This is a genomic window from Thermococcus coalescens, assembly GCF_055392585.1.
Genome location: NZ_AP043764.1, coordinates 596,518 through 618,565, shown reverse-complemented (window position 1 = coordinate 618,565; position 22,048 = coordinate 596,518). Strand labels below are relative to the sequence as shown.

The 22,048-nt window shown below is 55.8% G+C and carries 25 protein-coding genes and 1 pseudogene; 16 read left to right on the top strand and 10 right to left on the bottom strand.

The window, feature by feature from the left end; translation table 11 throughout:
• Window position 1 precedes the first annotated feature (1 nt).
• Window positions 2-1,048 carry a M42 family metallopeptidase gene (locus tag ACZ5M3_RS03485; RefSeq protein WP_464840297.1) on the bottom strand — a complete coding sequence of 349 codons (1,047 nt, stop codon included), beginning with the start codon at window positions 1,046-1,048 and terminating at the stop codon, window positions 2-4.
• 50 nt (window positions 1,049-1,098) lie between these two features.
• Window positions 1,099-2,454, bottom strand: coding sequence for an ATP-binding protein (locus ACZ5M3_RS03480; RefSeq protein WP_464840296.1), 1,356 nt, complete (start codon window positions 2,452-2,454; stop codon window positions 1,099-1,101).
• Between the two features lie 112 nt (window positions 2,455-2,566).
• Between ACZ5M3_RS03480 and sfsA the strand changes: the two genes are divergently transcribed.
• Genes sfsA through xerA form a run of 3 tightly spaced genes read left to right on the top strand, consistent with a single transcriptional unit; the run spans window position 2,567 to window position 5,088 of the window.
• Window positions 2,567-3,295, top strand: a complete 729-nt coding sequence (sfsA, locus tag ACZ5M3_RS03475; RefSeq protein ID WP_464840295.1) for a DNA/RNA nuclease SfsA — start codon at window positions 2,567-2,569, stop codon at window positions 3,293-3,295.
• 49 nt (window positions 3,296-3,344) lie between these two features.
• On the top strand, window positions 3,345-4,244 hold the full coding sequence (locus tag ACZ5M3_RS03470) for a toprim domain-containing protein (protein ID WP_464841074.1): 900 nt from the start codon (window positions 3,345-3,347) through the stop codon (window positions 4,242-4,244).
• Between the two features lies 1 nt (window position 4,245).
• Window positions 4,246-5,088, top strand: coding sequence for a site-specific tyrosine recombinase/integron integrase (gene xerA / locus ACZ5M3_RS03465; protein WP_464840294.1), 843 nt, complete (start codon window positions 4,246-4,248; stop codon window positions 5,086-5,088).
• Window positions 5,089-5,119: 31 nt separating this feature from the next.
• On the opposite strand, the gene pfkC is transcribed toward xerA, so the two are convergent.
• Window positions 5,120-6,499, bottom strand: a complete 1,380-nt coding sequence (pfkC, locus tag ACZ5M3_RS03460) for an ADP-specific phosphofructokinase (RefSeq protein ID WP_464840293.1) — start codon at window positions 6,497-6,499, stop codon at window positions 5,120-5,122.
• Between the two features lie 90 nt (window positions 6,500-6,589).
• Window positions 6,590-7,303 carry a maleate cis-trans isomerase family protein gene (locus ACZ5M3_RS03455; protein WP_464840292.1) on the bottom strand — a complete coding sequence of 238 codons (714 nt, stop codon included), beginning with the start codon at window positions 7,301-7,303 and terminating at the stop codon, window positions 6,590-6,592.
• A gap of 95 nt (window positions 7,304-7,398) precedes the next feature.
• Here ACZ5M3_RS03455 and ACZ5M3_RS03450 point away from each other — a divergent pair, with 95 nt between their 5' ends.
• From ACZ5M3_RS03450 to ACZ5M3_RS03410, 9 genes and pseudogenes are all read left to right on the top strand, one after another.
• A complete protein-coding gene (locus tag ACZ5M3_RS03450) occupies window positions 7,399-8,007 on the top strand; it encodes a nitroreductase family protein (protein ID WP_464840291.1) in 609 nt (202 codons plus the stop codon).
• A gap of 41 nt (window positions 8,008-8,048) precedes the next feature.
• A complete protein-coding gene (locus tag ACZ5M3_RS03445) occupies window positions 8,049-8,375 on the top strand; it encodes a hypothetical protein (protein WP_464840290.1) in 327 nt (108 codons plus the stop codon).
• Window positions 8,376-8,379: 4 nt separating this feature from the next.
• Complete coding sequence (gene thiI / locus ACZ5M3_RS03440) at window positions 8,380-9,522, top strand: tRNA uracil 4-sulfurtransferase ThiI (RefSeq protein WP_464840289.1); 1,143 nt, start codon at window positions 8,380-8,382, stop codon at window positions 9,520-9,522.
• A gap of 9 nt (window positions 9,523-9,531) precedes the next feature.
• Entirely contained in the window at window positions 9,532-10,083 is a 552-nt protein-coding gene (locus tag ACZ5M3_RS03435) for a DUF998 domain-containing protein (protein WP_464840288.1), read from the top strand.
• Between the two features lie 187 nt (window positions 10,084-10,270).
• Window positions 10,271-11,092, top strand: a pseudogene (locus ACZ5M3_RS03430) (cysteine synthase family protein); the annotation flags it as partial.
• On the top strand, window positions 11,089-11,448 hold the full coding sequence (locus tag ACZ5M3_RS03425; RefSeq protein ID WP_464840287.1) for a hypothetical protein: 360 nt from the start codon (window positions 11,089-11,091) through the stop codon (window positions 11,446-11,448). The pseudogene ACZ5M3_RS03430 and the gene ACZ5M3_RS03425, both read left to right, overlap by 4 nt.
• Before the next feature lie 72 nt (window positions 11,449-11,520).
• Entirely contained in the window at window positions 11,521-12,909 is a 1,389-nt protein-coding gene (locus ACZ5M3_RS03420; protein ID WP_464840286.1) for a DUF257 family protein, read from the top strand.
• Between the two features lie 26 nt (window positions 12,910-12,935).
• Entirely contained in the window at window positions 12,936-13,622 is a 687-nt protein-coding gene (locus ACZ5M3_RS03415; protein ID WP_464840285.1) for an MFS transporter, read from the top strand.
• Between the two features lie 9 nt (window positions 13,623-13,631).
• A complete protein-coding gene (locus ACZ5M3_RS03410; protein ID WP_464840284.1) occupies window positions 13,632-14,060 on the top strand; it encodes an MFS transporter in 429 nt (142 codons plus the stop codon).
• A gap of 22 nt (window positions 14,061-14,082) precedes the next feature.
• Here the strand turns inward: ACZ5M3_RS03410 and ACZ5M3_RS03405 are convergent, their stop codons facing one another.
• The 4 genes from ACZ5M3_RS03405 to ACZ5M3_RS03390 form a co-directional block, all read right to left on the bottom strand.
• Window positions 14,083-14,805: an acetate--CoA ligase family protein gene (locus ACZ5M3_RS03405; protein ID WP_464840283.1), complete on the bottom strand. Its 723-nt coding sequence runs from the start codon at window positions 14,803-14,805 to the stop codon at window positions 14,083-14,085.
• Between the two features lie 26 nt (window positions 14,806-14,831).
• Entirely contained in the window at window positions 14,832-16,250 is a 1,419-nt protein-coding gene (locus ACZ5M3_RS03400) for an acetate--CoA ligase family protein (RefSeq protein WP_464840282.1), read from the bottom strand.
• 103 nt (window positions 16,251-16,353) lie between these two features.
• Complete coding sequence (locus ACZ5M3_RS03395) at window positions 16,354-17,121, bottom strand: sugar phosphate isomerase/epimerase family protein (RefSeq protein WP_464840281.1); 768 nt, start codon at window positions 17,119-17,121, stop codon at window positions 16,354-16,356.
• Window positions 17,122-18,315 (bottom strand): magnesium transporter, encoded by a 1,194-nt coding sequence (locus ACZ5M3_RS03390; RefSeq protein WP_464841073.1) that lies wholly within the window; start codon window positions 18,313-18,315, stop codon window positions 17,122-17,124. It abuts the gene before it with no gap.
• A gap of 110 nt (window positions 18,316-18,425) precedes the next feature.
• Here ACZ5M3_RS03390 and ACZ5M3_RS03385 point away from each other — a divergent pair, with 110 nt between their 5' ends.
• Genes ACZ5M3_RS03385 through ACZ5M3_RS03375 form a run of 3 tightly spaced genes read left to right on the top strand, consistent with a single transcriptional unit; the run spans window position 18,426 to window position 20,379 of the window.
• The gene (locus ACZ5M3_RS03385; RefSeq protein WP_464840280.1) at window positions 18,426-19,034 is read left to right on the top strand and encodes a potassium channel family protein; all 609 of its coding nucleotides are present in this window, start codon (window positions 18,426-18,428) and stop codon (window positions 19,032-19,034) included.
• Window positions 19,027-19,605 carry a potassium channel family protein gene (locus tag ACZ5M3_RS03380; RefSeq protein ID WP_464840279.1) on the top strand — a complete coding sequence of 193 codons (579 nt, stop codon included), beginning with the start codon at window positions 19,027-19,029 and terminating at the stop codon, window positions 19,603-19,605. The genes ACZ5M3_RS03385 and ACZ5M3_RS03380 overlap by 8 nt, the downstream gene beginning before the upstream one ends.
• Before the next feature lie 48 nt (window positions 19,606-19,653).
• Entirely contained in the window at window positions 19,654-20,379 is a 726-nt protein-coding gene (locus ACZ5M3_RS03375) for a hypothetical protein (RefSeq protein ID WP_464840278.1), read from the top strand.
• Here ACZ5M3_RS03375 and ACZ5M3_RS03370 read toward each other — a convergent pair.
• Both ACZ5M3_RS03370 and ACZ5M3_RS03365 read right to left on the bottom strand, forming a co-directional pair.
• Window positions 20,376-21,107 carry an endonuclease III domain-containing protein gene (locus ACZ5M3_RS03370; protein ID WP_464840277.1) on the bottom strand — a complete coding sequence of 244 codons (732 nt, stop codon included), beginning with the start codon at window positions 21,105-21,107 and terminating at the stop codon, window positions 20,376-20,378. The two genes, ACZ5M3_RS03375 and ACZ5M3_RS03370, sit on opposite strands and share 4 nt — an antisense overlap.
• Entirely contained in the window at window positions 21,073-21,504 is a 432-nt protein-coding gene (locus ACZ5M3_RS03365) for a DUF6849 domain-containing protein (protein ID WP_464840276.1), read from the bottom strand. Before ACZ5M3_RS03365 ends, ACZ5M3_RS03370 begins: the two co-directional genes overlap by 35 nt.
• A gap of 94 nt (window positions 21,505-21,598) precedes the next feature.
• On the opposite strand from ACZ5M3_RS03365, the gene ACZ5M3_RS03360 reads away from it, so the two are divergent.
• Window positions 21,599-22,048 (top strand): PadR family transcriptional regulator, encoded by a 450-nt coding sequence (locus tag ACZ5M3_RS03360; RefSeq protein WP_464840275.1) that lies wholly within the window; start codon window positions 21,599-21,601, stop codon window positions 22,046-22,048.

Genomic DNA, 22,048 nt, shown 5'->3' with positions numbered 1-22,048 from the left:
ATCAGAGCCTGAGCTCAGGTATCTCCTCAAGGACCTTGACCATCAGCTTGACGCCTGCATCGACGTCGCGCTCGTCGACCACCTCAGCGTTGGAGTGGATGTAGCGGGCTGGAACGCTTATCGCCCCGGTTGGGACGCCGGCCTTGTTGAGGTGTATCGCACCGGCATCTGTTCCGCCGCCGAGGAGGATGTCCCACTGGTACGGTATCTCGTGCTTCTTTGCCAGCTCCTCCATCCAGCGGACGATGGTCGGGTGGCAGATGACGGAGCGGTCCATTATCTTTATCGCGGTTCCCTTGCCGAGCTGGGTGACCTGTTTGTGCTCGGGCGTTCCCGGGACATCGGCAGCTATGGTGACGTCGATGGCGAAGCCGTAGTCTGGGTCGATGCCGAAGGCGGAAACTCTGGCGCCCCTCAGGCCGACCTCCTCCTGGACGGTGGCAACGAAGTATATGTCTGCATCGGTCTCTCCCAGCTCCTGGGCGGCCTTAACGAGGGTGTAAACGGCTATCCTGTCGTCGAAGGCTATGCTAACCAGGCGGTGCTTTCCAAGACGCTCAAGCCTTCCGTCCCATGTGATTATCGTGCCGACCTTGACGCCCATCTCCTCGGCCTCTTCCCTGCTCTCAGCACCTATGTCTATGAAGACCTGCTCCCAGGTCGGGGCCTTGTTTCTCTGCTCCGGCTTCTGGATGTGGGGCGGAACGGAGCCACCGACACCGTAGACGAATTCGTTCGGGCCTATCCAGACCTTGAAGCGCTGGGCTATGAGCGTCCTGGGGTCAACGCCTCCGACAGGAGCGACGCGAAGGAAGCCGCTCTTTTCGATGTGGGTCACCATAAGGCCGATCTGATCCATGTGCGCGGCCAGCATGACCTTCGGGCCCTTGCCCTTTCTGTGGGCTATGACGTTGCCGAGCTTGTCCACCCTGATTTCATCGACGTGTGGCTTGAACGCCTCCACAACAACGTCTCTAACGCCAAGGAACTCGTAGCCGGTGACACCCGGCGCCTCCACAATCCTTTTCAGCAGTTCAAAGTCGACCATCACAATCACCTTCCGTTCAGATTTCCATCTGAATGTCCGGTGAGGAATATTTAAGGTTTTAGGTGAGAGAGCAGTTCGTCAACCGTCATGCAGTCCTCGCACGTCCTCCTGAAGCCCCTTGCCACGAGCAAATAGCGCCTTTCCCCTTTCCAGGGGACGAGCTGGGACTTGGCGATCAGCTTTCCGATCTCTCTGGGGCCATCGATGCCTCTACCCCACTTGGCCTCGATGAAAGTCGCCTCCCTCTCTTCCCTATTGACCACCACGAGGTCTATCTCGTAGTTCCTGCCCCACTCCGGGCCGATCTTGTCAAAGGTCAGCAACTTCCCGTTGAGGTCGTGAAGGATCTCCCTCAGCGTTCTCTCAAAGTTTCTTCCAAGAAAGCTTTCGAGCCTTCCTTCGAGGTGCCTCCTGAACGCGCCGATGTCACCCGCCTCAATGTTCTTCCTCTGGGGCTCGATGAGGGAGAACCAGGCGTTCAGGAAGGGGTCGCTTATAACGTAGCGGGAGCGCCTGCCGCCGAGGATGGGTCTCTCCCGCTCTATGAGGCCGTAGTAATCCTGGAGGGCCTCAAGGTACTTGGAGATGCTTCCAGGCTTTAATCCCAGAGAATTGGCTATCTCAACGAGCCTGTTCCTGCCCCCGGCTATCGCCCTGAGAATTGAGAAGTACGTCCGGTATGCCTTACCAAACTCGTCCATCAAAAGCCCCTCACCCTCGGAAACGACGAAGGTGGAGTACTCGACGGCTTTTGTGAGGAGTTCCAGAGGCTCCCTCTCATCGAGCAGCTCCAGGAGTTCATAGTATTTGGGCACGCCCCCGAAGATGGAGTAAAAGGCCACCATTCTTTCAGGATCATCGACTCCCAAGTCGCGGAGCATGCTGAAAACGTGGGACGGTCTAAAGGGTTTGAGCTCCATAAAAACCGAGCTCCGCCCGTATAGGGGTGCCTTCCGTGAGGCGAACAGCTTCTTCATCATGCCGAGGTACGAGCCGGACAGTATTATGAGGAGCGGTTTCTCCGCGTTCCTGTCTATGAACCTCTGGAGTTCGAACGCCATTGAGGGGTTGATCCGGAGAACGTTCTGGAACTCGTCGAAGAACACCGCATCAATGTCCGTCCTTTCGAGGTATCCCAACAATTCCGAGAAGGAACCAAAGCTTGGAGAGTAGCCGAGCTTTTCCCGCATCTCCTCCTCAAAATCCTCCATGAGGAGCTTCTCGCTCTTAACGCCAACGAAGAAATCGAGGAACCTCACCCCATTCCTCCTGAAGAACTCCCTCACAAGCCGGGTCTTGCCCACCCTCCTCCTGCCGGTTATCACAACCACCACAAGCCTTGAGCGGGACATCTTCAGGGCCTTCTCCAGAGATGCCATCTCGCTTTCCCGGTCGTAGAATCTCATCATTATCCACCGACGGGATTATCCATTAACTGGATAAAAAGTTTGTGCCCAACCAACACACGCCTCGCACGCAGTTCCTTAAACTTAAAAGTCGTCCCCCATACTCACCCCTATGAAGGAAAAACCCGTGCTGATGAGGCTCAACGTCGTCCCCTGCACCTTCCTCAGAAGGCTCAACCGCTTCGTGGCGCTGGTGGAGGTTGATGGTGAGGAGAGGAAGGCTCTGGTAACCAACACCGGCCGCTTGGAGGAGTTTATGGTCCCGGGCAGGAAGGCATTCTGTACTCCCAGGAGCGGTGGAAAGACGGATTTCGTTCTGGTGGCTTTTGAGGATCTGAATGGAAGGGGGGCCGTGATAGACACGCGAACCCAGGCCAAGGCCTTCGAGAGGGCATTGGAGTTAGGTCTGGTCCCCTGGCTCAGGGACTGCAGGATAAAGAGGAAGGAAATTACCGTCGGAAAATCCCGCCTAGATTATCTCTTCGAGTGTCCCGGGGGTGAAGTGTACGCCGAAATGAAGAGCGCCGTCCTGCGCGGCGGGGATAACGGTGAGTATGCCATGTACCCGGACTGTCCGAGCGTCAGGGGGCGGAAGCACATAATGGAGCTGATAGGGCTCTCGAAGGCCGGCAATAGGGCAATGATATTCTTCATCGGGGCCATGCCGGGCGTTGAGAAGTTCCGGCCCTACAGACGGGGTGACCCCGAGATAGCGAAACTGCTCGCCGAGGCTGAAAAGGCCGGAGTTGAAATCCACGCACTGAGCCTGTCCCTCCTTCCCGACGGGAGGGTCGTCCTTGAAAGGCCGAGCCTGTACATCGAGCTGGAGGAGGATTTTTAAAGGAGCCGTCCTAGTTCTACAGGGGTAACGACCCCGTGAGGTGATGGGAATGGCCATAGTCGATGTTAGAATTCTGGTTGAAGGTGCGAGTGACGTGGAAGTTGTAAGCAAAGCCCTTCAGGGTCTCGCTTTAGGAAGCGAATACAACATAACGATCTCATCCATAATCCCGACAACTAACGTCGAGATAGCGAAGAGCGCGGCCGCTGGGGCAGACCTCCTCATCATAGCGACCGACGCCGACCGCGTTGGCAGGGATCTGGCAGAGAGGCTCTTCAACGAGCTGGGGGAGATGGTCGGCCACGTTGAAAGGATGAAGCTCCCCCTCGGCCACGATCTGGAGCACGTTGACGTCGAACTCGTCAGGAAGGAGCTTAAGAACACCCTCGTCCGCGCCGGCCTCAAGAGCCTTCAGATACTCCCCGAGTACATGGCGCTCAGGAACCAGCTCCTTGACCTCAAAGGTCGCTACGACGGCCTGGGGGAGGAGTACAGGAAGCTCAAGGAGGAGTACGGGGCGGTTGCTAAGGCATGCGAGGAGCTGAAAGAGGAAAACGAAAAGCTCAAGGAGGAGAACGAAGGCCTCAAGGCGCTCCTTGAGAGCTCAAGGAACATTTACAGGATTGACGAAGCCTGGAAGTCGCTCTTTCCAGCGGAGCCGGTTCCGGATGAGGCGTACATTGGAAAGGCCGTCGAGAAGCTCGGCCTGGCGGGCAGGGTGATAGTGGGACAGGGCTACATATTTGCCGAGGACAAAGGCCTCGTTGACGAGCTCCTCAGGACGGTTTACCTCAGCATGACCATAAAAGAGGAGCCCCCCAAGCCGCCAAGGCCGCCAGTTGAGGAACCGCCGAAGCCCCCGGAGCCCGAAGCCCGGAGAGAACCCGAGGTCATTGAAAACGCCGAGGTAAAGCCCGACGACATTGAGGGACTCCTAAAGGGGCTGTGATATGGACATAAACGAGACCCTGGAGGAGTACGAGACGTACCTCGACCTTGAGGGAAAGAGCCCGAACACGATTAGGATGTATTCCTACTACGTGAGGCGCTACCTTGAGTGGGGCGGAAAGCTCGACTCCCGCTCCGCCCTCCGCTTTCTCGCCAGGCTTAGGAAGGAGGGGTACTCCAACAAGAGCCTAAACCTGGTCGTTCAGGCACTGCGCTCCTACTTCCGCTTCGAAGGCTACGATGAGGAAGCCGAAAAGCTCAAGCCGCCGAAGGTGCCGAGGAGTCTTCCCAAGGCCCTGACGAGAGAGGAGGTTAAGAGGCTTCTCTCCGTTATCCCCCCGACGAAACGGCGCGACAGGCTGATAGTCCTCCTCCTCTACGGCGCAGGCCTCAGGGTAAGTGAGCTATGCAACCTGAAGAGGTCCGACGTTGACTTCGAGCGCTCGCTCATAGTCGTCCGCGGGGGCAAGGGCGCAAAGGACAGGGTCGTCCCGGTTCCGGGTTTTCTAATGGAGGCAATAAAATCCTACCTTAAGACGAGAACGGACTCCAGCGAGTACCTCCTCGTTGAAGAGGGACGCAGAGAAAAGGACAGGATATCCACCAAGACTGTATGGTATCTCCTCAGGAAGTACGGCCAGAAGGCAGGAGTCAAGGTCACACCCCACATGCTCCGCCACAGCTTCGCGACGCACATGCTCGAAAACGGCGTCGATATAAGGGCGATTCAAGAGTTGCTCGGCCACTCCAACCTCTCGACAACGCAGATCTACACCAAAGTCACCGTCGAGCACCTCAGAAAGGCTCAGGAGAAGGCGAGGCTGATAGAGGGGCTGATGGAATAGTCCGGTTTAATGGGAAACAGTAGGTGAAAAATCAAAGCTCCCCCTTCTTATTCAGCATCGCGAGGTAGCTCGTGAATGCTCCGGCGGAGATGGTATCGCCCAGGCCGACGGTTGAGACCGGGTTCCTGACGAGCCTTGTGGGGATTATGACGACCTTGTATTCCCGGGTTCTCAACCGCCTTTTTGCCTCCTCAAAGCGCAGCTTCACGAACTCGCCGTACTCGTTGTACGGAACCGCCATACCCACTTTTACGTCTTCAGGGCTCTTTATGTCGCCGAGGGAAGCCCTTGAAGCGGCCAGAGTTGTTGCGAGTTCGAGACTGCTTCTCAGCTCTTCCTCGCTCAGCGGGTTGTCCGAGTGGGTGATGTACATGATGTAGTAAATAGTGTGTATCTGGAGCACCTCAAGGTTCATCTCGTCAACGAGGATTTTGCCGCCCAGCACGGTGTCCTCTATGCGGTTGTAGGTAAATATCCTCTCCGCGAGCTTGGAGTAGCCGAGGGCGTTGAGGACGTGGGCTATCTCCGCCTCGTCCATGCCGACGCTGTCAACCAGGGGGAAGAGGTTGTAGATGACCTTCTTCCTGAGCTCGCGGTTCTGTATCGAGGCAAACTCCAGGTGAACCTTGACGTCCTTCTCACGCTTGAGGAGCAGGATGTCCTTCTTGGCCTCCCTCAGGTAGTGGTTCGCGTCCTTTCCATCAGAATAGCGGAGCTTTATTCCCTGGTAGCCCGAAAGGATGGCCCCATCAACCTGGAGGCCGATCTCGGGTAGGAACCGCTTCAGCTCCGGCTCGGTGTAAATCCTTATGCTCTCGAATCTCGCTGAAACGATGAACCTGCCCGAGAAGGGAACCTGTATCGTCTCGTTTCCGAGCCTAAAGGTCGTTCCAGCGCGGAATTCAAAGATGCGGTTCACCTTTATCGGGTCGCCTTCCCTGTAGGCCTCGCGGGGGTGTCTGAATGTCAGTCTCCCGTCCTCGACGACCGGATAGAGGAGGTTAGGCCTGTCCACGAACATCTCGGCCTGCTTTTTGGCCAGGTGGGGGGTGTAGACTATCACTTTCCTGAAATCCAGGTTTGAGAGGAGGTTGGCTATGATTCCGGCCTGGCCGCCCATCCTCTCAACGTCGTATTTGAAGCGGGAGTCGAACCACGTGTGGAGCTCCTCGTTGACGAGGGGAACCGCCATGGGCTTGCCGGTCTTGAGGGCGTGAACCAGTCTCGCAACGAAGTCCAGGGGCTCGTTTATCTCCCTCGGGTAGTCATCCATCCTTTTCCTGACCGCTTCAGCCCCGAACTCGTCTATGAGCCTCTCCACTATCTCCCCCTTCAGAAAGGTTATCGCGTCCACGTTCGTGTTGTAGGCTGTGTACACTGAAATCTCCCTAGCCTCATCGAGGGGCCTCATTTGTATCACCCTCAGTGACTAACTTTTAGAAAATGCGGGTGAATTCTTAAAAGGATTTCGGAAGTGGATAGACAGAAAAATGTTAAAGGCTCAGAACTCGGTGAAAAGTCTTCCAAGCCAGGGAATCCTTTCCATGATGTCCATTTCCCTCAAGGCGAGCCACAGAGACGCCTGGTTGCTCGTAACAACGGGAATGCCGAGGTCTTCTTCGAGGGACTCGATGATCTCGAAGGTTCTCAGGTTGGTGCAGCTGATGAACACGGCGTCGGCCTCGTCCATGAAGCTCGCCTTGGCGAGGCGGTAGGCCTCGTGGGGTTCAAGCTTTCCAATACGGGTGTTGTCCTCTATCCCCAGCCCCCTTATGTCGAGCACGCTGAACTCATTCGCCTCCAGGAACTCCCTCTCCCGCTGGTTTATCTCGTCGGTGTAGGGGGTTATCACGAGTATGTCCCTCGCGTCGAGCATCTTGAGGGCCTCGACAACAGCCGTGCTGGTGCTGACGACCGGGACGTTAACTTCCTCCTCTATCTTGGCCTCGAGCTCCTTCTCGTAGTCCCTTCCACCGATGAACGACCCGCTGGTGCATCCGTAGAGTACCATCTCCACTCCGGCGTCTCTCAGAAGCTTCGCCGCCTCGACGGCGAGGGTGTTCATCTTTACGAGCTCCTCCTCGGTGACGTTCCTGAGCGGAACCCTCGCAGTGTGGAGCGAGACTCCCTCGGGAAGGGCCTCGTGAAGCTCCATCTCCATCGTGGTGTTGGATGAGGGGACTATAAGCCCGAGCCTACCTCTCCATCCGTACATGCTTTCACCTCCCGGAGATTACTCGGGGGTTCTCTTAAACCTTTGGTTTCGGAAAGGCTGATTAATGGCCGTGAGAAAAATTCAGGGGTGATAACGTGGAGCTCGGGGATGTGATATATAAAAGAACCTCGGTGCGATACTTCTCGGAGAGGGAGGTCTCGGATGAGCAGGTTAGGGCGCTTATCGAGGCGGCGGTAAGGGCCCCGACCGCGAGCGGGCTGGAGAACTGGCTCTTCATGGTTTTTAAGGGCGAAGAGGCCCGGGAGAGGATTTATACGCTTATAGCGAAGGGCATGGAGGCCTACTACCGCGCCGTGAATCTGTCAGAGGACAAAATAGAGAAGCTCAGGGAGAGGATATACAGGGAGGGCATGTTCAGGGCGCCGGTTTACATCGCGGTCTTTATCGACAGGCGCGTCCGCTTCCTCAAGGGAAGGGAGTTCGACGGGCTGGAATTCATATGGAGCGTCGAAAGCGCGGCGATGGCGATTCAAAACCTCATGCTGAAAGCGGTTGAACTCGGCCTCGGCACGGTCTACATCGGTGTCACCAATTTCCCGGGGATAGAGGAGGAGGTCAGGGAGCTGGCGGGACTCGATGATAACTACTACCTCGTCGGGGTTATCCCCGTGGGATATCCACGTACTGAACCCGTGCCCAGGAAGAGGAAAAAGACCTTCGAAGAAGTCACCCGGTTCATCTAAACGTTTTTATTCCCTCCCCCTCAACTCCAACTGGTGGGAAGATGATAGAGTTCGTGATACTGCTCGGCGTCATCGGCGGCTGGATAATCATGGCCTCAACGTTGTTCCTGATGCTGGCCCTTGGCAAGATGTGGGGGCTGGTTGGGGTTCTCCTTCTTGTCATGGCGATTCAGATAAACCACTGGCTCAAGGGAAAGTACATGCATGCCATAGTGGACGCTACCCCCCGGGCGAAGGCCATAGCGGCCCACATATTCGAGATGAACGAGCTGATTTTGCTCTCCTCCTACCTGATATCCGTTGTTCTCTACGTCGTCATCCAGAAGTACGTGGAGATAGTCATCAAGTTCCCTCACGCACTGGGGTGAGAGCATGAACGTCGTGATAGTCAGATACGGCGAGATAGGAACGAAGTCCAGGCAGACCCGGAGATGGTTCGAAAACATCCTCATGAACAACATCCGCGAGGCACTGGCGAGCGAGGGTGTTGACTTCAAGAAGGTCGAGGCGAAGCATGGAAGAATCCTCGTGAAGACGAACAAAGCAAGGGAGGCCGCAGACGTTCTCAGGAGGGTCTTCGGTATAGTGTCTCTCTCCCCGGCGATGGAGATCGACGCCGAGCTGGAGAAGATCAACCGGACGGCGCTTAAGCTATTCAGGAGGAAGAAGCGCGAGCTGGGCATTGAGAGGCCGAAGTTTCGCGTTACCGCGAGGCGGATCACCAAGGAGTTCCCCCTCAAGAGCCCCGAGGTTCAGGCGAAGGTGGGGGAGTACATCCTTGAGAACGAGGAGAGCGGGGTTGACCTGCACAGTTACGACATCGAGGTCGGCGTCGAACTGCTGGAGGGGAAAGCATACGTCTACGTCGACAAAATCCGCGCCTGGGGCGGCCTTCCGATAGGGACGCAGGGTAAGGTCGTTGCTCTCCTCAGCGGCGGCATCGATTCGCCGGTGGCGGCTTTCCTCATGATGAAGCGCGGCGTTGAGGTCATCCCCGTCCACATCTACATGGGAGACAAGACCCTCGAAAAGGTTCGCAAAATCTGGAACCAGCTCAAAAAGTATCACTACGGCGGGAAGGGCGAGCTGATAGTAATCAAGCCCGAAAACCGCGAGAAAATCATTGAAAAACTGCACGAGATGAAGAAGGAGAAGTACACCTGCGTCTTCTGCAAGTACATGATGGTGAGGCACGCCGACAGGATAGCCCGGGAGTTCGGGGCGAAGGGCATCGTCATGGGCGACTCCCTCGGCCAGGTGGCGAGCCAGACGCTTGAGAACATGTACATAGTCAGCCAGGCAACGGATCTCCCAATATACCGCCCGCTCATCGGTATGGACAAGGAGGAGATAGTCAGAATCGCCAGGGAGGTAGGCACTTTTGAACTATCGACCCTTCCCGAGGACGAGATTCCGTTCATACCGAAGCACCCCGTCATAAGGGGCTCCTGGGAGGAGTTCAGGAAGCTCTACCGGGCGGTCTTTGGAGAGGAGCCCAAGAAAAGGCAGTGCTGAGGTGGTTTTATGGACTTCACCAAGCTGTCCGCGTACATAGGCCTTTCCCTCCCCCTCATCTTTATAGTGGGACTGCTCGTCGTCGTGAGCCAGAACCCCTGGTTCTCCTTCAGGGAAAACGCCCTGAGCGACATGGGATCAATAAAGAACCCGGTCAGCTACTACTTCAACGGCTTCCTGATGGCCTTCGCGGCCGTGGGCTTTATCGCGGCGGTCGGCGCCTTTAGAAACGGCCTGAGCTACCTGATGCCGCTCGCGATGGTATTCCTGTTCCTCGTAGGGGTCTTCCCGGAGGAGTACGCACCCCATGCACCGTCAGCGGTGCTCTTCTACGTCCTCGCACTGGCGGACATAGCCATCATCGGAATAAAACTCGGCCGTTCTGGTGCCTCTGTCGGCTACGTCTGGTCCATCCTGGCCGTCTTTACGTTCGGCCTGATGCTCTACCTCATCAAGGCGGGGGTATTCAAGGGGCTCGCCATTCCGGAGCTCATCGGGGCGGCGACGATACTTGCGTGGTTCGTTTACATCGGCCTGCTCCAGCTCCGCCTCCCGGCCTGATCCGCCACCTCGCACCCCGGTCTTTTACCACTACTCACTTTTGTGTATAACTGTGCGTTTACGGAAAGCTTTTAAGGGCTTCTCCGGAGGGGCTTCCGGTGATGGCAAATGAACGTGTTTAACAGCACCCTCGAACTGTTCGAGAAGTACAAGCCGACCCCCCTGGTAAGACTCTCAGCAGAGAGGGGGGATGTATTTTGCCAAGCTGGAGTTCTTTAACCCCTTCAGCAGGAGCATTAAGGACAGGGCCGTTTTTAACATGCTTATGAAGGCCCTGGAGCGCGGGGACATCAACGGAAAGGCCCTTTTTGAGGCTACCTCCGGCAACGTTGGGATTTCTCTGGCGGCCTTGAGCAACGTTTTTGGCATCGAGTTCAGAGCCTACCTGCCGAAGCCAACGCCCAAGGCGACGCAGGTTCTCCTGAAGGTTCTTGGTGCGGAGGTCGTGGTGACGGACTTTGAGACCATAGACCCGGCGATGGTGCGCTTTGTGCGCGAAGAGGCCAGAAAAGCCGGCGCGGTGAACCTCAACCAGTTCGAGAACGACGACAACTTCGACGCCCACTACCGCTTCACAGCCAGGGAAATCGAGGAACAGCTGAAGAGCATAGGGAAAACGCCCGACGTCATAATAGCCGGCATAGGGACGTCCGGACACATAGCAGGCATAGCGAGCTACTTCAAAGAGCGCTACGACACGCGGGTTATAGGCGTCGTTCCGGCGAAGGGCGAGAAGATACCCGGCATCAAGAGGCTTGAGACGAGGCCCAAGTGGTACTTTGAGGTCGAGGTGGACAGGGTCGTGGAGATAACGAGGAAGGAGGCCATCGAAGGAGCAATCCGCGTTGCCAGAAGCGACGGTCTCCTCATAGGCCTCAGCTCCGGTGCTGTTGTTAAGGGTTATGAGAAAGTTGCCGAGGAACTCGGCGAGAGAACCTACGTCCTGGTCTTCCCGGACGATGGGTTTAAATACGTGGAGGTCTTTGAAAGCTACTTGGGGATGGTATGAGACGGCTCAGAGTTGCCTCCTCTCTCCTTTTTCTCAGCGGCTTTCTGCTCCTCTATTACGCCTACCTTCTGAGCTCCCCCGTTTACCTGACCTTCGCGATATTCAACATGGGTCTTGCCTACGGCGTTGGGATTGAGAACAAGACCGCCATTAAGGTTGCCCTGATCTACGCGGCGGTGACATTTTTCTTCTCCCTGCTCTTCCTCATAGCGGGCAACCTGATGGCCTTCGTCGAGGTGGCCATAAGCTTCTTCATAATCCACGATATCCTGGGCTACATCAAGGCCGTTGTGAGGGAAGAAGAGGAGAGGGAGAAGGGAACTACTGGGGGTGTATCCGAGCCGACTTCCGAGTAGTCGGCGTTTTTGATGCCAGCTTACGGAACTGTTTTAAGAATTTGGGAATAATATTAGGTTGGGGGTGATGCAGTGGGCGAGACCTTTGAGAGAACTCTCTTTGAGTATGCTGAAACAATTCGGCCGGGAGAGCTGGTTCTGGTGGAATATACTTCCAGGGAGCCCGTGCATCTGCTTTTCTGTGAGGTTCTCAGATACGCCAAATTTGCGGGCGTCCCCCTCGTCATAGTTGATGTCCTCGATGGGCTCCACGTCATCAGAACCCAGCTCAAGCTCGCCGGGATGGACACTTCTATGATAGAAGACGCCACCGTGGTCAAAATCGGCGGGAGGATAACCACCGGCAGGGTCGTTGCAATAATACAGGAGACGACCGAGCTCCCCATAATGAAGCGGCACTTTGTGAAGGTTCTGGAGAGGATCCACAAGGAAACCGGGGGCAGGCCGTTCATACGCATTGTGGTTGGGGCGACGGAGCTCCTCCAGCAGCTGGAGACCGACCCCATGAAACGCGAGGAGTTCTTCGCCAGCATCATACGTCCTATGGTCGGTAACCCGACTTCCAGGGGGCTGGTGTTCATCAACAGGAAGCGTGTCATGAAGACGGGGCTCAAGGAGGCGGAGGAGCTCTCAACCCGTGTCCTCAGAACCCGGATAGAGGACGGGAAACTGATTATACGGGTCGCCAAATCGATATACTTCGATGAGTACGGTGTCGAGGTCGAGGTTGACCCCCATGCCCTGAGGGAACACCTTGCCTCCAAGGGGGTGAGGACGATGGCGGTAGCTAAAACCGTGGAGGATGCTATAGCGAGTGTCAAAAAGATAATGCCCGGTGAGGTCGTGGTGGTTGAGTACACCTCGCTGGCTCCGGTGCATCTGGCGGTTTCCGTGCCCCTTCTCAGCCTCGGCAGGGACGTCCACGTCATAGTCAACGACATCTTCGACCAGCTTCACGTGGTCCGTTCCCACCTTTCCATAATGGGGATCGACACCGAGTGGATGGACGAGATGCCCGTAGTCAAGTTCGGGGGCGTCCTCCAGACCGGAAGGGTTATCAAAAGGATAAGCGTGCTCAAGGCCGCATCTGTTTGGCACGAGGAGTACAGAGAAGCCCTGAGGGAATTCCGGGGACAGAAACTGGTCGTAACGCTAGGTCTTGAGAAGCTGATAAACATAAAGAAGGAACTCCCGGCGTCGACCGTGTGCCGTATGTGCATCGCATCCGCCATGGGTGAGGAAGACATCATCACCATAGCGTTCGTTAACAGAGACATGCTCCCTGAGAGCGTCTTGGAAGACATACGGGAGCTGGCGAGTCGAGTGTTTGAGCTTGAATTCGAGAAGGGAATGCTCTTGTTACGGGTTGTGAAGTCCCTTGACCTCAGAAATACCGGGGCCGAGTTCTCGGTCGATGCGAGCGAGCTGGTGAGACACATCAACAACATGGGAAAGGGCTAAGTCCGCGGCTGCCGGAGATGCTGCCTGTGGCGCGATCCAGGGCCCTCTACCTTATTCTTATCGCAGGGTTCTTTGCGATTCTTGGCTCGACGATGGGCAAGTCCCCCACCCTTCCCCTCTATGCCCGGAGCATTGGCCTCGGCAATGAGGCTATCGGTCTCGTGGCCGCTGCTTCAACCGTGACCGGAATCTTCGTGAACTTCACTTCCGGGCTTCTAAGCGATTTCTACGGCCGAAAAAAGCTCCTCAAAATGAGCGGTTTTGTGTTCCTCAGCGCGCCCCTCCTGTACTTTTTGGCTGGCGATGCCCTGACCCTCGCTCTGGTTCGGATTTACTATGGGGTTGCGACCGCCATCTTTGTCCCCGTTTCTTTTGCCATGATAAGCGACATGTATCCCCACAAAAAGGGCACTTTCATGGGACTCCTCAGCTCCTCCACCCTCACCGGCAGGGCGCTGGCACCTCTTCTGGCGGGGAGCATCATATACTTCCTTGGCTTTTCTGTGGTCTTCCTCCTGTGCTCCATGACAGGATTGCTTGTTTTTGCCCTCACCTTCAGGTTCCCGGACACGGGGAGGGAGCTCCAGCGGTTTGAACTCTCGTTCAGCTGGGAACTCCTCCTAATCGGTCTCCTTGACGCAACGGTTTATATGGCCTACCAGGGAATAGAGACCTTCCTTCCCCTTTTTTACTACCTCCGGGACAGGCCCTAGCTCTCGGGAATGATACTGGCTGTTGAAGTCGCAATCATGGCGGCGGTTAAGCCCTACGCGGGTTACCTGAGCGACAGGATCGGCAGGACAAAGCCCATAGTTATCGGCATGAGCATCGTCGTCCTTGCGATGCTGGTCTTTTCGCTCTCCGACTCGCTGTGGTTGATCGTGTTCGCGGCGGTTGCGTTCTCGCTGGGGGCTTCAATAAGCGAGGCCTCGACAAAGCCCCTTGCCGCAGAGGTGTCAAGGCTCAGGGGGACGGCTCTGGGCTTTCTGGAGAGCATAAAGGACATCGGTCAGGCGCTGGGCCCGGTTTTGGTGGGGTTCCTTGGCTTCAGAATCGGCTTTGTTTTCATAGGGCTCTTTGGAATGGCATCCCTGGCGCTCTTCCTGTTTGCAGTGCGCAGGAACAAGGTTCAAAAAAGGGAAGGTGACTGAAAGATTCCAGATGCGGCGTGGTTCAGCATCCCTTCGGTTCTTTGACGATTATCCTTGCATCGACGACGACTGCGCCCTTGCCCTTCTCGTAGACGAAGACCGGGTTGAGGTCCATCTCCTTGATGTAGTCATCGAGGTCGTTGACGAGTTCGCTGACCTTGAGGAGGAGGTGGACTATGGCGTCTATGTCCGCCGGCTCCTCACCGCGCGCTCCCGCGAGAATCGGGTAGCTCTTTATCTCCTGGATCATCTTCCTGGCATCGCGCTCGGTTATCGGTACTATGCGGAAGGTGACGTCCTTGAGAACCTCCACGAAGATACCGCCGAGGCCGAACATTATGGCGTGGCCGAACTGCGGATCCTCGGTGACGCCTATGATGATCTCCCTCCCGACCTTGAGCATCGGTGCGATGAGAACACCCAGGATTTCGGCGTCCGGGCGGTACTTCCTGGCGTTCTCGTGGATAACCTCCCACTTCTCCTTGAGCTCCTCTGGGGTCTTTATGTTGAGGAGAACGACCTTGGCGTCGCTCTTGTGGAGGATCTGCGGCGACATAAGCTTCATGGCAACGGGATAGCCGATTTCTTCGGCGTACTTAAGTGCCTCCTCAAGGGTCTTCGCGAGCTTTTCCTCCGGAACGGGAAGGCCGTAGGCCTTGAGCACCTGCTTCGCCTCGTACTCAACGAGCGAAGTCCTGCCGGAGGCCAAAACTTCTTTGATAACTTTAAGGGCTTCCTCCTTCATGATACCACCACCGAAAGATTAAGGGGCTAAGCGCCCCTCCTGAGGTATTCAGCATATTTGACAAGACCGGCCAGGGCGCGGACGCCCCTCTCCGGGGTCGGATAAACCGGAACTCCCCTGTCCTCAAGCATCTTTGCGTAATAGTCGGTCTTCTTACCACCCATTGCAACCGCGACTATGGGCTTGTCGCTCTTCTTCTGGTACTCCGCGAGGATATTGATTATCTTTTCCTCCTCAAGGAGCGGAACCTGGAAGAGGACTATGATGACTATCGCATCGACGTTCGGGTCGTTCACAAATCCTTCGATGGCGATTCTGTACCTCTCGGCGTCGGTGTCGCCCACGACGTCGGTCGGGTTCCCTGCCACAGCGTGCGGCGGGAAGTTCTCCTTGAGGAACTTGAGCGTCTCCTCGCTGAGGTCGGCCATCCTGAGGCCGAACTTTGCCACCGCATCGCTGGCCATGACGCCCGCTCCACCGCCGTCGGTGATGATGCCTATCCTGTCACCCTTCGGGAGCTTGTCCTTCAAAGCCGCAAAGGCCTTCGCGAGGTCGAACATGTGCTCGAAGTCCTCGGCGCGGATAATCCCGGTCTGCTTGAAGACGGCGTCGTAAATCGTGTCCGCTCCGGCCAGAGAGCCGGTGTGGGACGATGCGGCTTTGGCGCCGTACTCGGTTCTCCCGCTCTTGAGGGCTATGACCGGCTTGACCCTGGTTATCCTCTTCGCGCTCTCGATGAACTTCCTTCCGTCCTTCACGCCCTCGATGTAGAAGGTGACGACGTTTATGCTCTCGTCGTGGATGAAGTATTCCATCAGGTCTGCGTCGTCAACGTCGAGCTTGTTGCCGTAGCTGACCATCTTTCCTATGCCTATGCCAGCCATCGCCGCCCAGTCGAGCATAGCGGCGGCAAAGGCTCCGCTCTGGCTGACGAAAGCGATGGGCCCGCTCTTCGGTCTGTCCATCTTGCTCTCGGGCAGGAATACCGTGTCAACGCCGGTGTCCGGGACGTAGACACCGACACAGTTGGGGCCGATGATCCTTATTCCGTTCTCGCGGGCTATCTCAAGTATCTCGCGCTCCAGCTTCTTGCCCTCTTCGCCGAGTTCACCGAAACCGCCGGTGATTATTATGACGGACTTTATCCCCTTCTTTGCTATCTGCCTCATTGTATCCGGAACGAACGGTGCTGGAATTGAGATAACAGCCAGGTCAGTGTCCTCCGGGAGCTCCTCAACGCTCTTGTACACCCTGTATCCATCGATCTCGTCGAGCTTGGGGTTCACTGGGTATATGTTGCCCTTAAAGATGCCCCTCTCCTTGTTCATCTTGAAGTTCTCAAAAATGACGTTTCCAACCTTACCCTTCTTGTTGGTTGCACCGATGATAGCGACGGCCTTCGGGTCGAAGAAGGGCCTCATGTCCTCCACTATCTTTTCCACCATTCTTATCCCTCCGCTAGAAACTGCTTCTCGCAAGAATTTCTGTTTAAATGTATAAAAGAGTTGCGTTTTGTAAAAATTGGACGCCAATGAACTGAAACGTCCATCAATGCAGGCTTTTCAAAAATTCGAGGCTTCTCCGGGCAGATTCAATGTCGTTGACTTCGAGGGTCCACGTCGTCTTCGGGAGCCTCGGAATCACCTTGACCCAGGGAACCGTTCCGTCCCCCAGAGCGAGGTGCTCGTCCCTTTCTCCGGAGTTGTCATGGAGGTGGACGTGGATTATCCTGTCCCTGAAGACGTCGAGGAAACGCTCTAATTTCCCGGTCGTGGTGTTGAGGTGGCCGACGTCAAAGGTCACCCCTATCTCAATACCCTCCACCAGCTCCCAGAGCCTCTCACACGTCTGGGCGTCCAGAATGGGGAAGCGGGGCATGTTCTCGACCCCAACCCTGACCCCGTATTCAGCGCCCCATTTAGCAACTGTCCTGAGGGACTCCCTGTGTATTTCGAGGTATCTCCTCCTGTTTTTCATGCTCACGGGCGAACAGTGTCCGGGATGAATGGTGACCGAAATGGCCCCCAGTTCTGCGGCCAGCTCTATGGTTTCCCTGACCACTTCCAGTGAGGCCTGTCTCAGCCTCTCGTTGAACGAGCCTATGTTGACGTCGCTGAATGGGGCATGGACGGTTCCTTTCATGCCAATGGATTCTAAGACCTCCCCAAAACGGCGGTAGTTGTCCCTGCTAAGGTAGTGCGGCCATTCGCTCAGGATTTCGATGTAATCGAAGCCAGCTCTCTTCGCAGTCTTGGCCCATTCCTCAAACCGGGAGAGGTCTTTCCAGTGATAAGCCGTCATGGACAGCCCGATCATTCAACCACCCGCTATCATTTTGGCCATGAGCACGACGTAAAGCGTGCCGAATATGTCGCTGTTGTTGGATATGAGGGGTATCGCCACGTGGTCTGGGTCGATGTTCTTCTGGAAGATGAAATAGGATATCGTGTAGGAGTAGAGCATTATGAAGAGGGCCATGAAGGGGTACGTTAGGGCAACGAGCCAGGCCGAGCGTGGAACGGCAATTCCCGTCGTCAGCTTTACGAGGGTTATTCCTATGATGAGCTTTGTGGTTCCTATGACTGGCGCCGTCGCAAAGAGGGCGAGTATGTCGGTGAAGGCCTTCAGGCAGAGGAAGTTCTCTATCTCACCGAGGTGGAGCTTGGTGGAGGTTTTCGCCGCTATTATCGACCCGTAGTTCCCGAAGGAGCTGAGGAGCGAGGGGTAGATGAAGCTCAGTACCACCGATGCCTGAATGATCCCGCTGAACTTTGCAAGGAGCGAACCGGATATTGTGGAGAGCAGTGCCAGGATGGTTATCGTAATGAAGACCTGCTTCAGCTCAAGGAACTCCGCCTTCCTGACCCTGCTTATTGAGGCGACGATGATGAAAAGAAGTATCATGGTGTAGTTGAAGAGTCTGAAGGCCTCCGGAGAGTGCTCTGTCAGGAGGATGAAGAGAACGAGTGACGGGACGGTCAGGAAGTCGCCCATCGAGGCTACGAGAGGGGCCGCAACACTGTCCGGGTCGGTCTCCCTTCGGAATGAGAATATCGTCACGAAGGATGTGAAGTAGCCCAGGATAAAGGAAACCAGTATCGTCGAGGTTATGACTATGAGAAGGACGTCGAGGGCGTTCTTCTTTATTCCAGTGGCGACGCCGATGGCCCAGAGGAGGAAGATGGGGATGAGTGAGATGAGCATCCTAAGGACTATCTCCTTAAGGACTTTCTTGTCACGCAGGGAGGGTTCAAGGTCACCGAGGTAGAGCATCGTGGAAAAGCGCGAGGCCATTGAGCCAAAAACGTTCCCGCGGAGGCCCATTATGCCGGGAAGAACCACGAGAAGGCCGGGAAACTGGGTTCTTATCACTTCAAAGTACTTGCCCAGAAAAGTGCCCCCGAAGAGGCCGAATATCTGTGAGGTGAACAGGGAAGGTAGCGTAACCCTGTAGGCTTCTCTGACCTTCTCCCTCAGCTCTGCCCTGACCTCTCCGCCGATCACTGCCATCACTCTCCATTGCCTTCACCCCGTAGGCATTGACCTTTGCGGGTATTAAACTTTTCGAAGGCGAAAACTAAATAAGATTTCCCATCTTTTCCCCCATCGGTGAGAGCCGGGTGGAAGAGTGGGACGAAATCGAGGTTCCCAGGAACGTTAAGGACATCTTCGTGAAGATGAAGAACACGGCTGAGCTAATGGTTGACCTTGCCTACTCCTCGATACTCTTCAACGAGGAGGAGATGGCCGAGGAAGTGCTTGAGCTTGAGGAGTACCTAGACCTGCTCAACTATCACCTCATGGTTCACGCGGTTCTGGCCGCGAGAAACCCCAAGGAGGCTGAGCAGATAACCTCCATACTCCACATGGCGCACGCCATAGATGACATGTCAAACGCTGCCGCCGACCTGGCGAAGATGGTTCTGGAAGGTGTAGAGCTTCACCCGGTCATAACCGAGGCTATACTGGGAAGCGAGGAGATAATAGGTAAAATCTACGTCTCCGCCGATTCGGTGCTGGTGGGCAAAACCCTGGAGGAGCTCGACCTCGCAACCAACACCGGTGTGTGGATCGTGGCCGTGAGACGTGGAAAGCGCTGGATCTTCGACCCCGATGGGGACTTCAAAATATTCCCCGGGGACATTCTCATCGGGAGGGGGACGGCCACGTCAATAGACTACCTCAAGGAGATAGCGAGGGGCAACATCAAGGTGATGGGCAATGAATGAGCTCGAGCAGATTAGGAACTGCCTCATCGAGATGAAGGACCTCTCCTCACTCATGGTCGACCTCGCCTTCTCCTCGGTCATGTACAACAGCGAGGACATCGCGGAGGAGGTCTACCTCCTCGAAGAGCGCATGGATGAGCTCACACTCAGGGTCAAAAGGCTCGCCTTAAGGCTCGCCAAGAGGGAGGCCGACCCCGAAAAGCTCCTCAGCGTCATCGACATGGCGGAGATAAACGAGCAGATAAGCGATGCCGCATACAAGATATCCGACCTCGTGCTGAGGGACGTCGAGCCCCACCCGATAATCAGGAAGATCATGGAGGACACCGAGGAGGAGCTCGGCAGGGTCACCGTCCACAGGGGTTCCGTCCTGCACGGCAGAACCCTTGAACAGCTCAAACTTCCCAGCAAAATTGGAACCAGGATACTGGCGATAAAGAGGGGGAGCAGGTACATCTACAACCCCGGAAGGAACGACGCGATACAGGAGGGCGACGTCCTCATAGCCGTCGGCTCCGACCTCGACAGGCTGAGGAAGCTTGCAGGGGAAAATGTTGAGGAAGAAGAATAACCTTCTAACTTCGAAAGCTTTTTATTATTCTCTGTGGTTCTTATCTCGATGCCGACGCGGATGGACAAGGCCTTCCTCGCAGGACTTTTGGTTGCCGTACTGATGGCCTACTCAGTAGTGTGGCTACACGAAAGAACCCTCTATTCACCCGGAGACAAGGAGGAGATTACGCTGGCAACCTGGACCTTTAACATAAACGCGAGCAACCTCTCGTGCATTCTGGGCAGGGAGAAGGTGCTGGGCTTTTACTCGTTCAGGAACTGGAGCGACATCTTCATTGCATTCTCATACTCCCCTGCGGCCATGAGGAACGTGGGCTGTGACGATTTTCCGATATCGGGTGAGTTCGTCCTCCATCTAAGGCCAAGGAATGAGTCGGTGGCTATAAGGCGTGTACTTTTCGTGGTGGAGAACGTGAGCAACGTCTCGGTGGACCCGATATTCCCGACCCAGGTCGGGGTCATGTACTTCAAAACCCCGGACGGCAGTTTTGAGGTGACCGAAACTCCCGTGCCCGGTCTCGAAATCTGGCAGGCCATCAGGGCCGAGGCGCTGAAGCCGAGCTGGGGCAGGTCCCTTGACCTTACCCCTAAGATTCCCCTCGACGTCAGGAGGCGTGGTGACGGAATGACCATTGAGGCCAGGGTGAGGTTCAGGCTGGAAATCGAATATCTCGTAAGGACTGGATTCTTTAAATCGGAGAAGAAGATTGAGATAGAGATCCCGGCGGTTTATCGCCTGTATGGGCTTGAAAACTGCCCCTACGAGTGCTAACCTCGAGCCTTCCCCTTTATATCCGCGTCCGTCACCAGTCCCTTCGCGTAGGGGCACAGCTCCCTCAGCGGGCATTCACCGCACTTCGGCCTTAGGGGATGGCATATCCTCTTTCCGTGGTCGACCATCGCGTGGTTCACGTATATCCACTTCTCGTAGGGGATGAGCTCCGCCAGGTACTCCTCCACCTTCTCCGGGGCGACCCTCGGCGGGGCGAGGCCGAGGCGCTTGCTTATCCTGTTGACGTGGGTGTCGACCGGAATCGCCTGCCTGCCGAAGCCGTAAGCCAGGACTATGTTGGCGCACTTCCTCCCGATGCCGGGCAGCTTCATGAGCTCGTTTATGTCGTCGGGAACCTTCCCTCCGTACTTTTCAAGGATTATCCGCGAAGCTTTTACTATCCACTCTCCCTTGGTCTTCCAGAGGCCCACCCCGCTCCTTCTCAGAAAGTCCTGCATCTCCTCGACGGGAGTTTTCGCTATGCTCTCAATGTCGCCGTATCTCCTGAAGAGCTCCTTCCACACCTTGTATGTCACCTCGTCCCTCATGCGCTGTGAGATTATGCAGTGTATCAGCGTCCTGTAAGGGTCGCCGATCAGGAGCTTCTCCCTCGGATGGGTTTCCATCAGAATCTCGACGATTTTTTCAGCCCTTTTTTTCTTCCCCTCCCAGCCCTCATCAAAGGTGAACTTCTCAAGGCTTAACGAGCCTGATTTTGCTTCCCCCATGGATTATCACCACAGTTCCTCCGGAGACCCGAACTCCGTTAAGCTCATCGAACTCGTCGCTATAAATCTTTTGCCCTGTGTGGTTCAGAATCAGAACCTTTCTTCCGAGCACAACGACGAATCCCTTCTCGAAGGGGATTACCTCACTCACCGGCTCATCGAACTCAAAGTCCACGACCTCGGTGCTTCCCGTCGAGAACTCTATCCTGGTATTCCCCCTGACTTTCAGAGGTGAAGGTTCCGCCAGGAGAACCTTAAAGCGCAGCGGCTTTCCTAGGAGGCCCACCTCAATCTCCTCCCCCGTTCTGACCTCGGTGCCAATGAGCTTGCCCCGTATGACCTCGCTGAAGTCCGCCGGCAGTTCGGCCTCGAAGAGGGGCTTTAGAACGAGCCTCATACCATCACCACTGGATTATAGTGTGGGGAGGTAATAAGCATTCCCACCACAACCTTTTTAAACAATATATCGTCCGATATATTTGGTGAGATAAATGGAACGTCCGAGTTTTAAGGGGTACATGAAGATACTCGTGCTCGACCTCCTCCACGAGCCAAAACACGGGTACGGTATAATGTCCGAGCTGGAGAGGCTGTACGGGATAAAACTGAGCGCCGGGACAGTGTATCCAATACTCTCCTCCCTGAGGAGGAGCGGCCTCATTGAGGTCGCCGGGACGGGGGCGAGAGAGAGAAAGACTTACGTCATCACGGAGAAGGGCAGGAAGTACCTGAAAGAGCACGCGGGGGAGCTTGAAGAGGCCAAGCGCAGGATGCGCGCCTACAAGGTCTTCCTTGAACTTGGGGGAGATGAGCTGAAGGCTGCCTTCAGGGAGCTGTTTGGGTCGGTTGATGAGCTGACCGATGAGCAGAGGGCGAAGATCAGGGAACTCCTCACCGGCTGCGCCAGAGAGCTCCGCCTGATTCTTCTTGGGGGCGAGTGA

Coding starts and splice junctions, on each gene's coding strand:
- xerA (WP_464840294.1), top strand. CDS start 4,246: ATGGACATAAACGAGACCCTGGAGGAGTACGAGACGTACCTCGACCTT.
- ACZ5M3_RS03455 (WP_464840292.1), bottom strand. CDS start 7,303: ATGTACGGATGGAGAGGTAGGCTCGGGCTTATAGTCCCCTCATCCAAC.
- ACZ5M3_RS03470 (WP_464841074.1), top strand. CDS start 3,345: ATGGCCATAGTCGATGTTAGAATTCTGGTTGAAGGTGCGAGTGACGTG.
- ACZ5M3_RS03365 (WP_464840276.1), bottom strand. CDS start 21,504: ATGAGGCTCGTTCTAAAGCCCCTCTTCGAGGCCGAACTGCCGGCGGAC.
- ACZ5M3_RS03405 (WP_464840283.1), bottom strand. CDS start 14,805: ATGAAGGAGGAAGCCCTTAAAGTTATCAAAGAAGTTTTGGCCTCCGGC.
- ACZ5M3_RS03425 (WP_464840287.1), top strand. CDS start 11,089: ATGAGACGGCTCAGAGTTGCCTCCTCTCTCCTTTTTCTCAGCGGCTTT.
- pfkC (WP_464840293.1), bottom strand. CDS start 6,499: ATGAGGCCCCTCGATGAGGCTAGGGAGATTTCAGTGTACACAGCCTAC.
- ACZ5M3_RS03390 (WP_464841073.1), bottom strand. CDS start 18,315: ATGGCAGTGATCGGCGGAGAGGTCAGGGCAGAGCTGAGGGAGAAGGTC.
- ACZ5M3_RS03410 (WP_464840284.1), top strand. CDS start 13,632: ATGATACTGGCTGTTGAAGTCGCAATCATGGCGGCGGTTAAGCCCTAC.
- ACZ5M3_RS03395 (WP_464840281.1), bottom strand. CDS start 17,121: ATGATCGGGCTGTCCATGACGGCTTATCACTGGAAAGACCTCTCCCGG.
- sfsA (WP_464840295.1), top strand. CDS start 2,567: ATGAAGGAAAAACCCGTGCTGATGAGGCTCAACGTCGTCCCCTGCACC.
- ACZ5M3_RS03485 (WP_464840297.1), bottom strand. CDS start 1,048: ATGGTCGACTTTGAACTGCTGAAAAGGATTGTGGAGGCGCCGGGTGTC.
- ACZ5M3_RS03445 (WP_464840290.1), top strand. CDS start 8,049: ATGATAGAGTTCGTGATACTGCTCGGCGTCATCGGCGGCTGGATAATC.
- ACZ5M3_RS03380 (WP_464840279.1), top strand. CDS start 19,027: ATGAATGAGCTCGAGCAGATTAGGAACTGCCTCATCGAGATGAAGGAC.
- ACZ5M3_RS03375 (WP_464840278.1), top strand. CDS start 19,654: ATGCCGACGCGGATGGACAAGGCCTTCCTCGCAGGACTTTTGGTTGCC.
- ACZ5M3_RS03360 (WP_464840275.1), top strand. CDS start 21,599: ATGGAACGTCCGAGTTTTAAGGGGTACATGAAGATACTCGTGCTCGAC.
- ACZ5M3_RS03435 (WP_464840288.1), top strand. CDS start 9,532: ATGGACTTCACCAAGCTGTCCGCGTACATAGGCCTTTCCCTCCCCCTC.
- ACZ5M3_RS03480 (WP_464840296.1), bottom strand. CDS start 2,454: ATGAGATTCTACGACCGGGAAAGCGAGATGGCATCTCTGGAGAAGGCC.
- ACZ5M3_RS03370 (WP_464840277.1), bottom strand. CDS start 21,107: ATGGGGGAAGCAAAATCAGGCTCGTTAAGCCTTGAGAAGTTCACCTTT.
- ACZ5M3_RS03400 (WP_464840282.1), bottom strand. CDS start 16,250: ATGGTGGAAAAGATAGTGGAGGACATGAGGCCCTTCTTCGACCCGAAG.
- thiI (WP_464840289.1), top strand. CDS start 8,380: ATGAACGTCGTGATAGTCAGATACGGCGAGATAGGAACGAAGTCCAGG.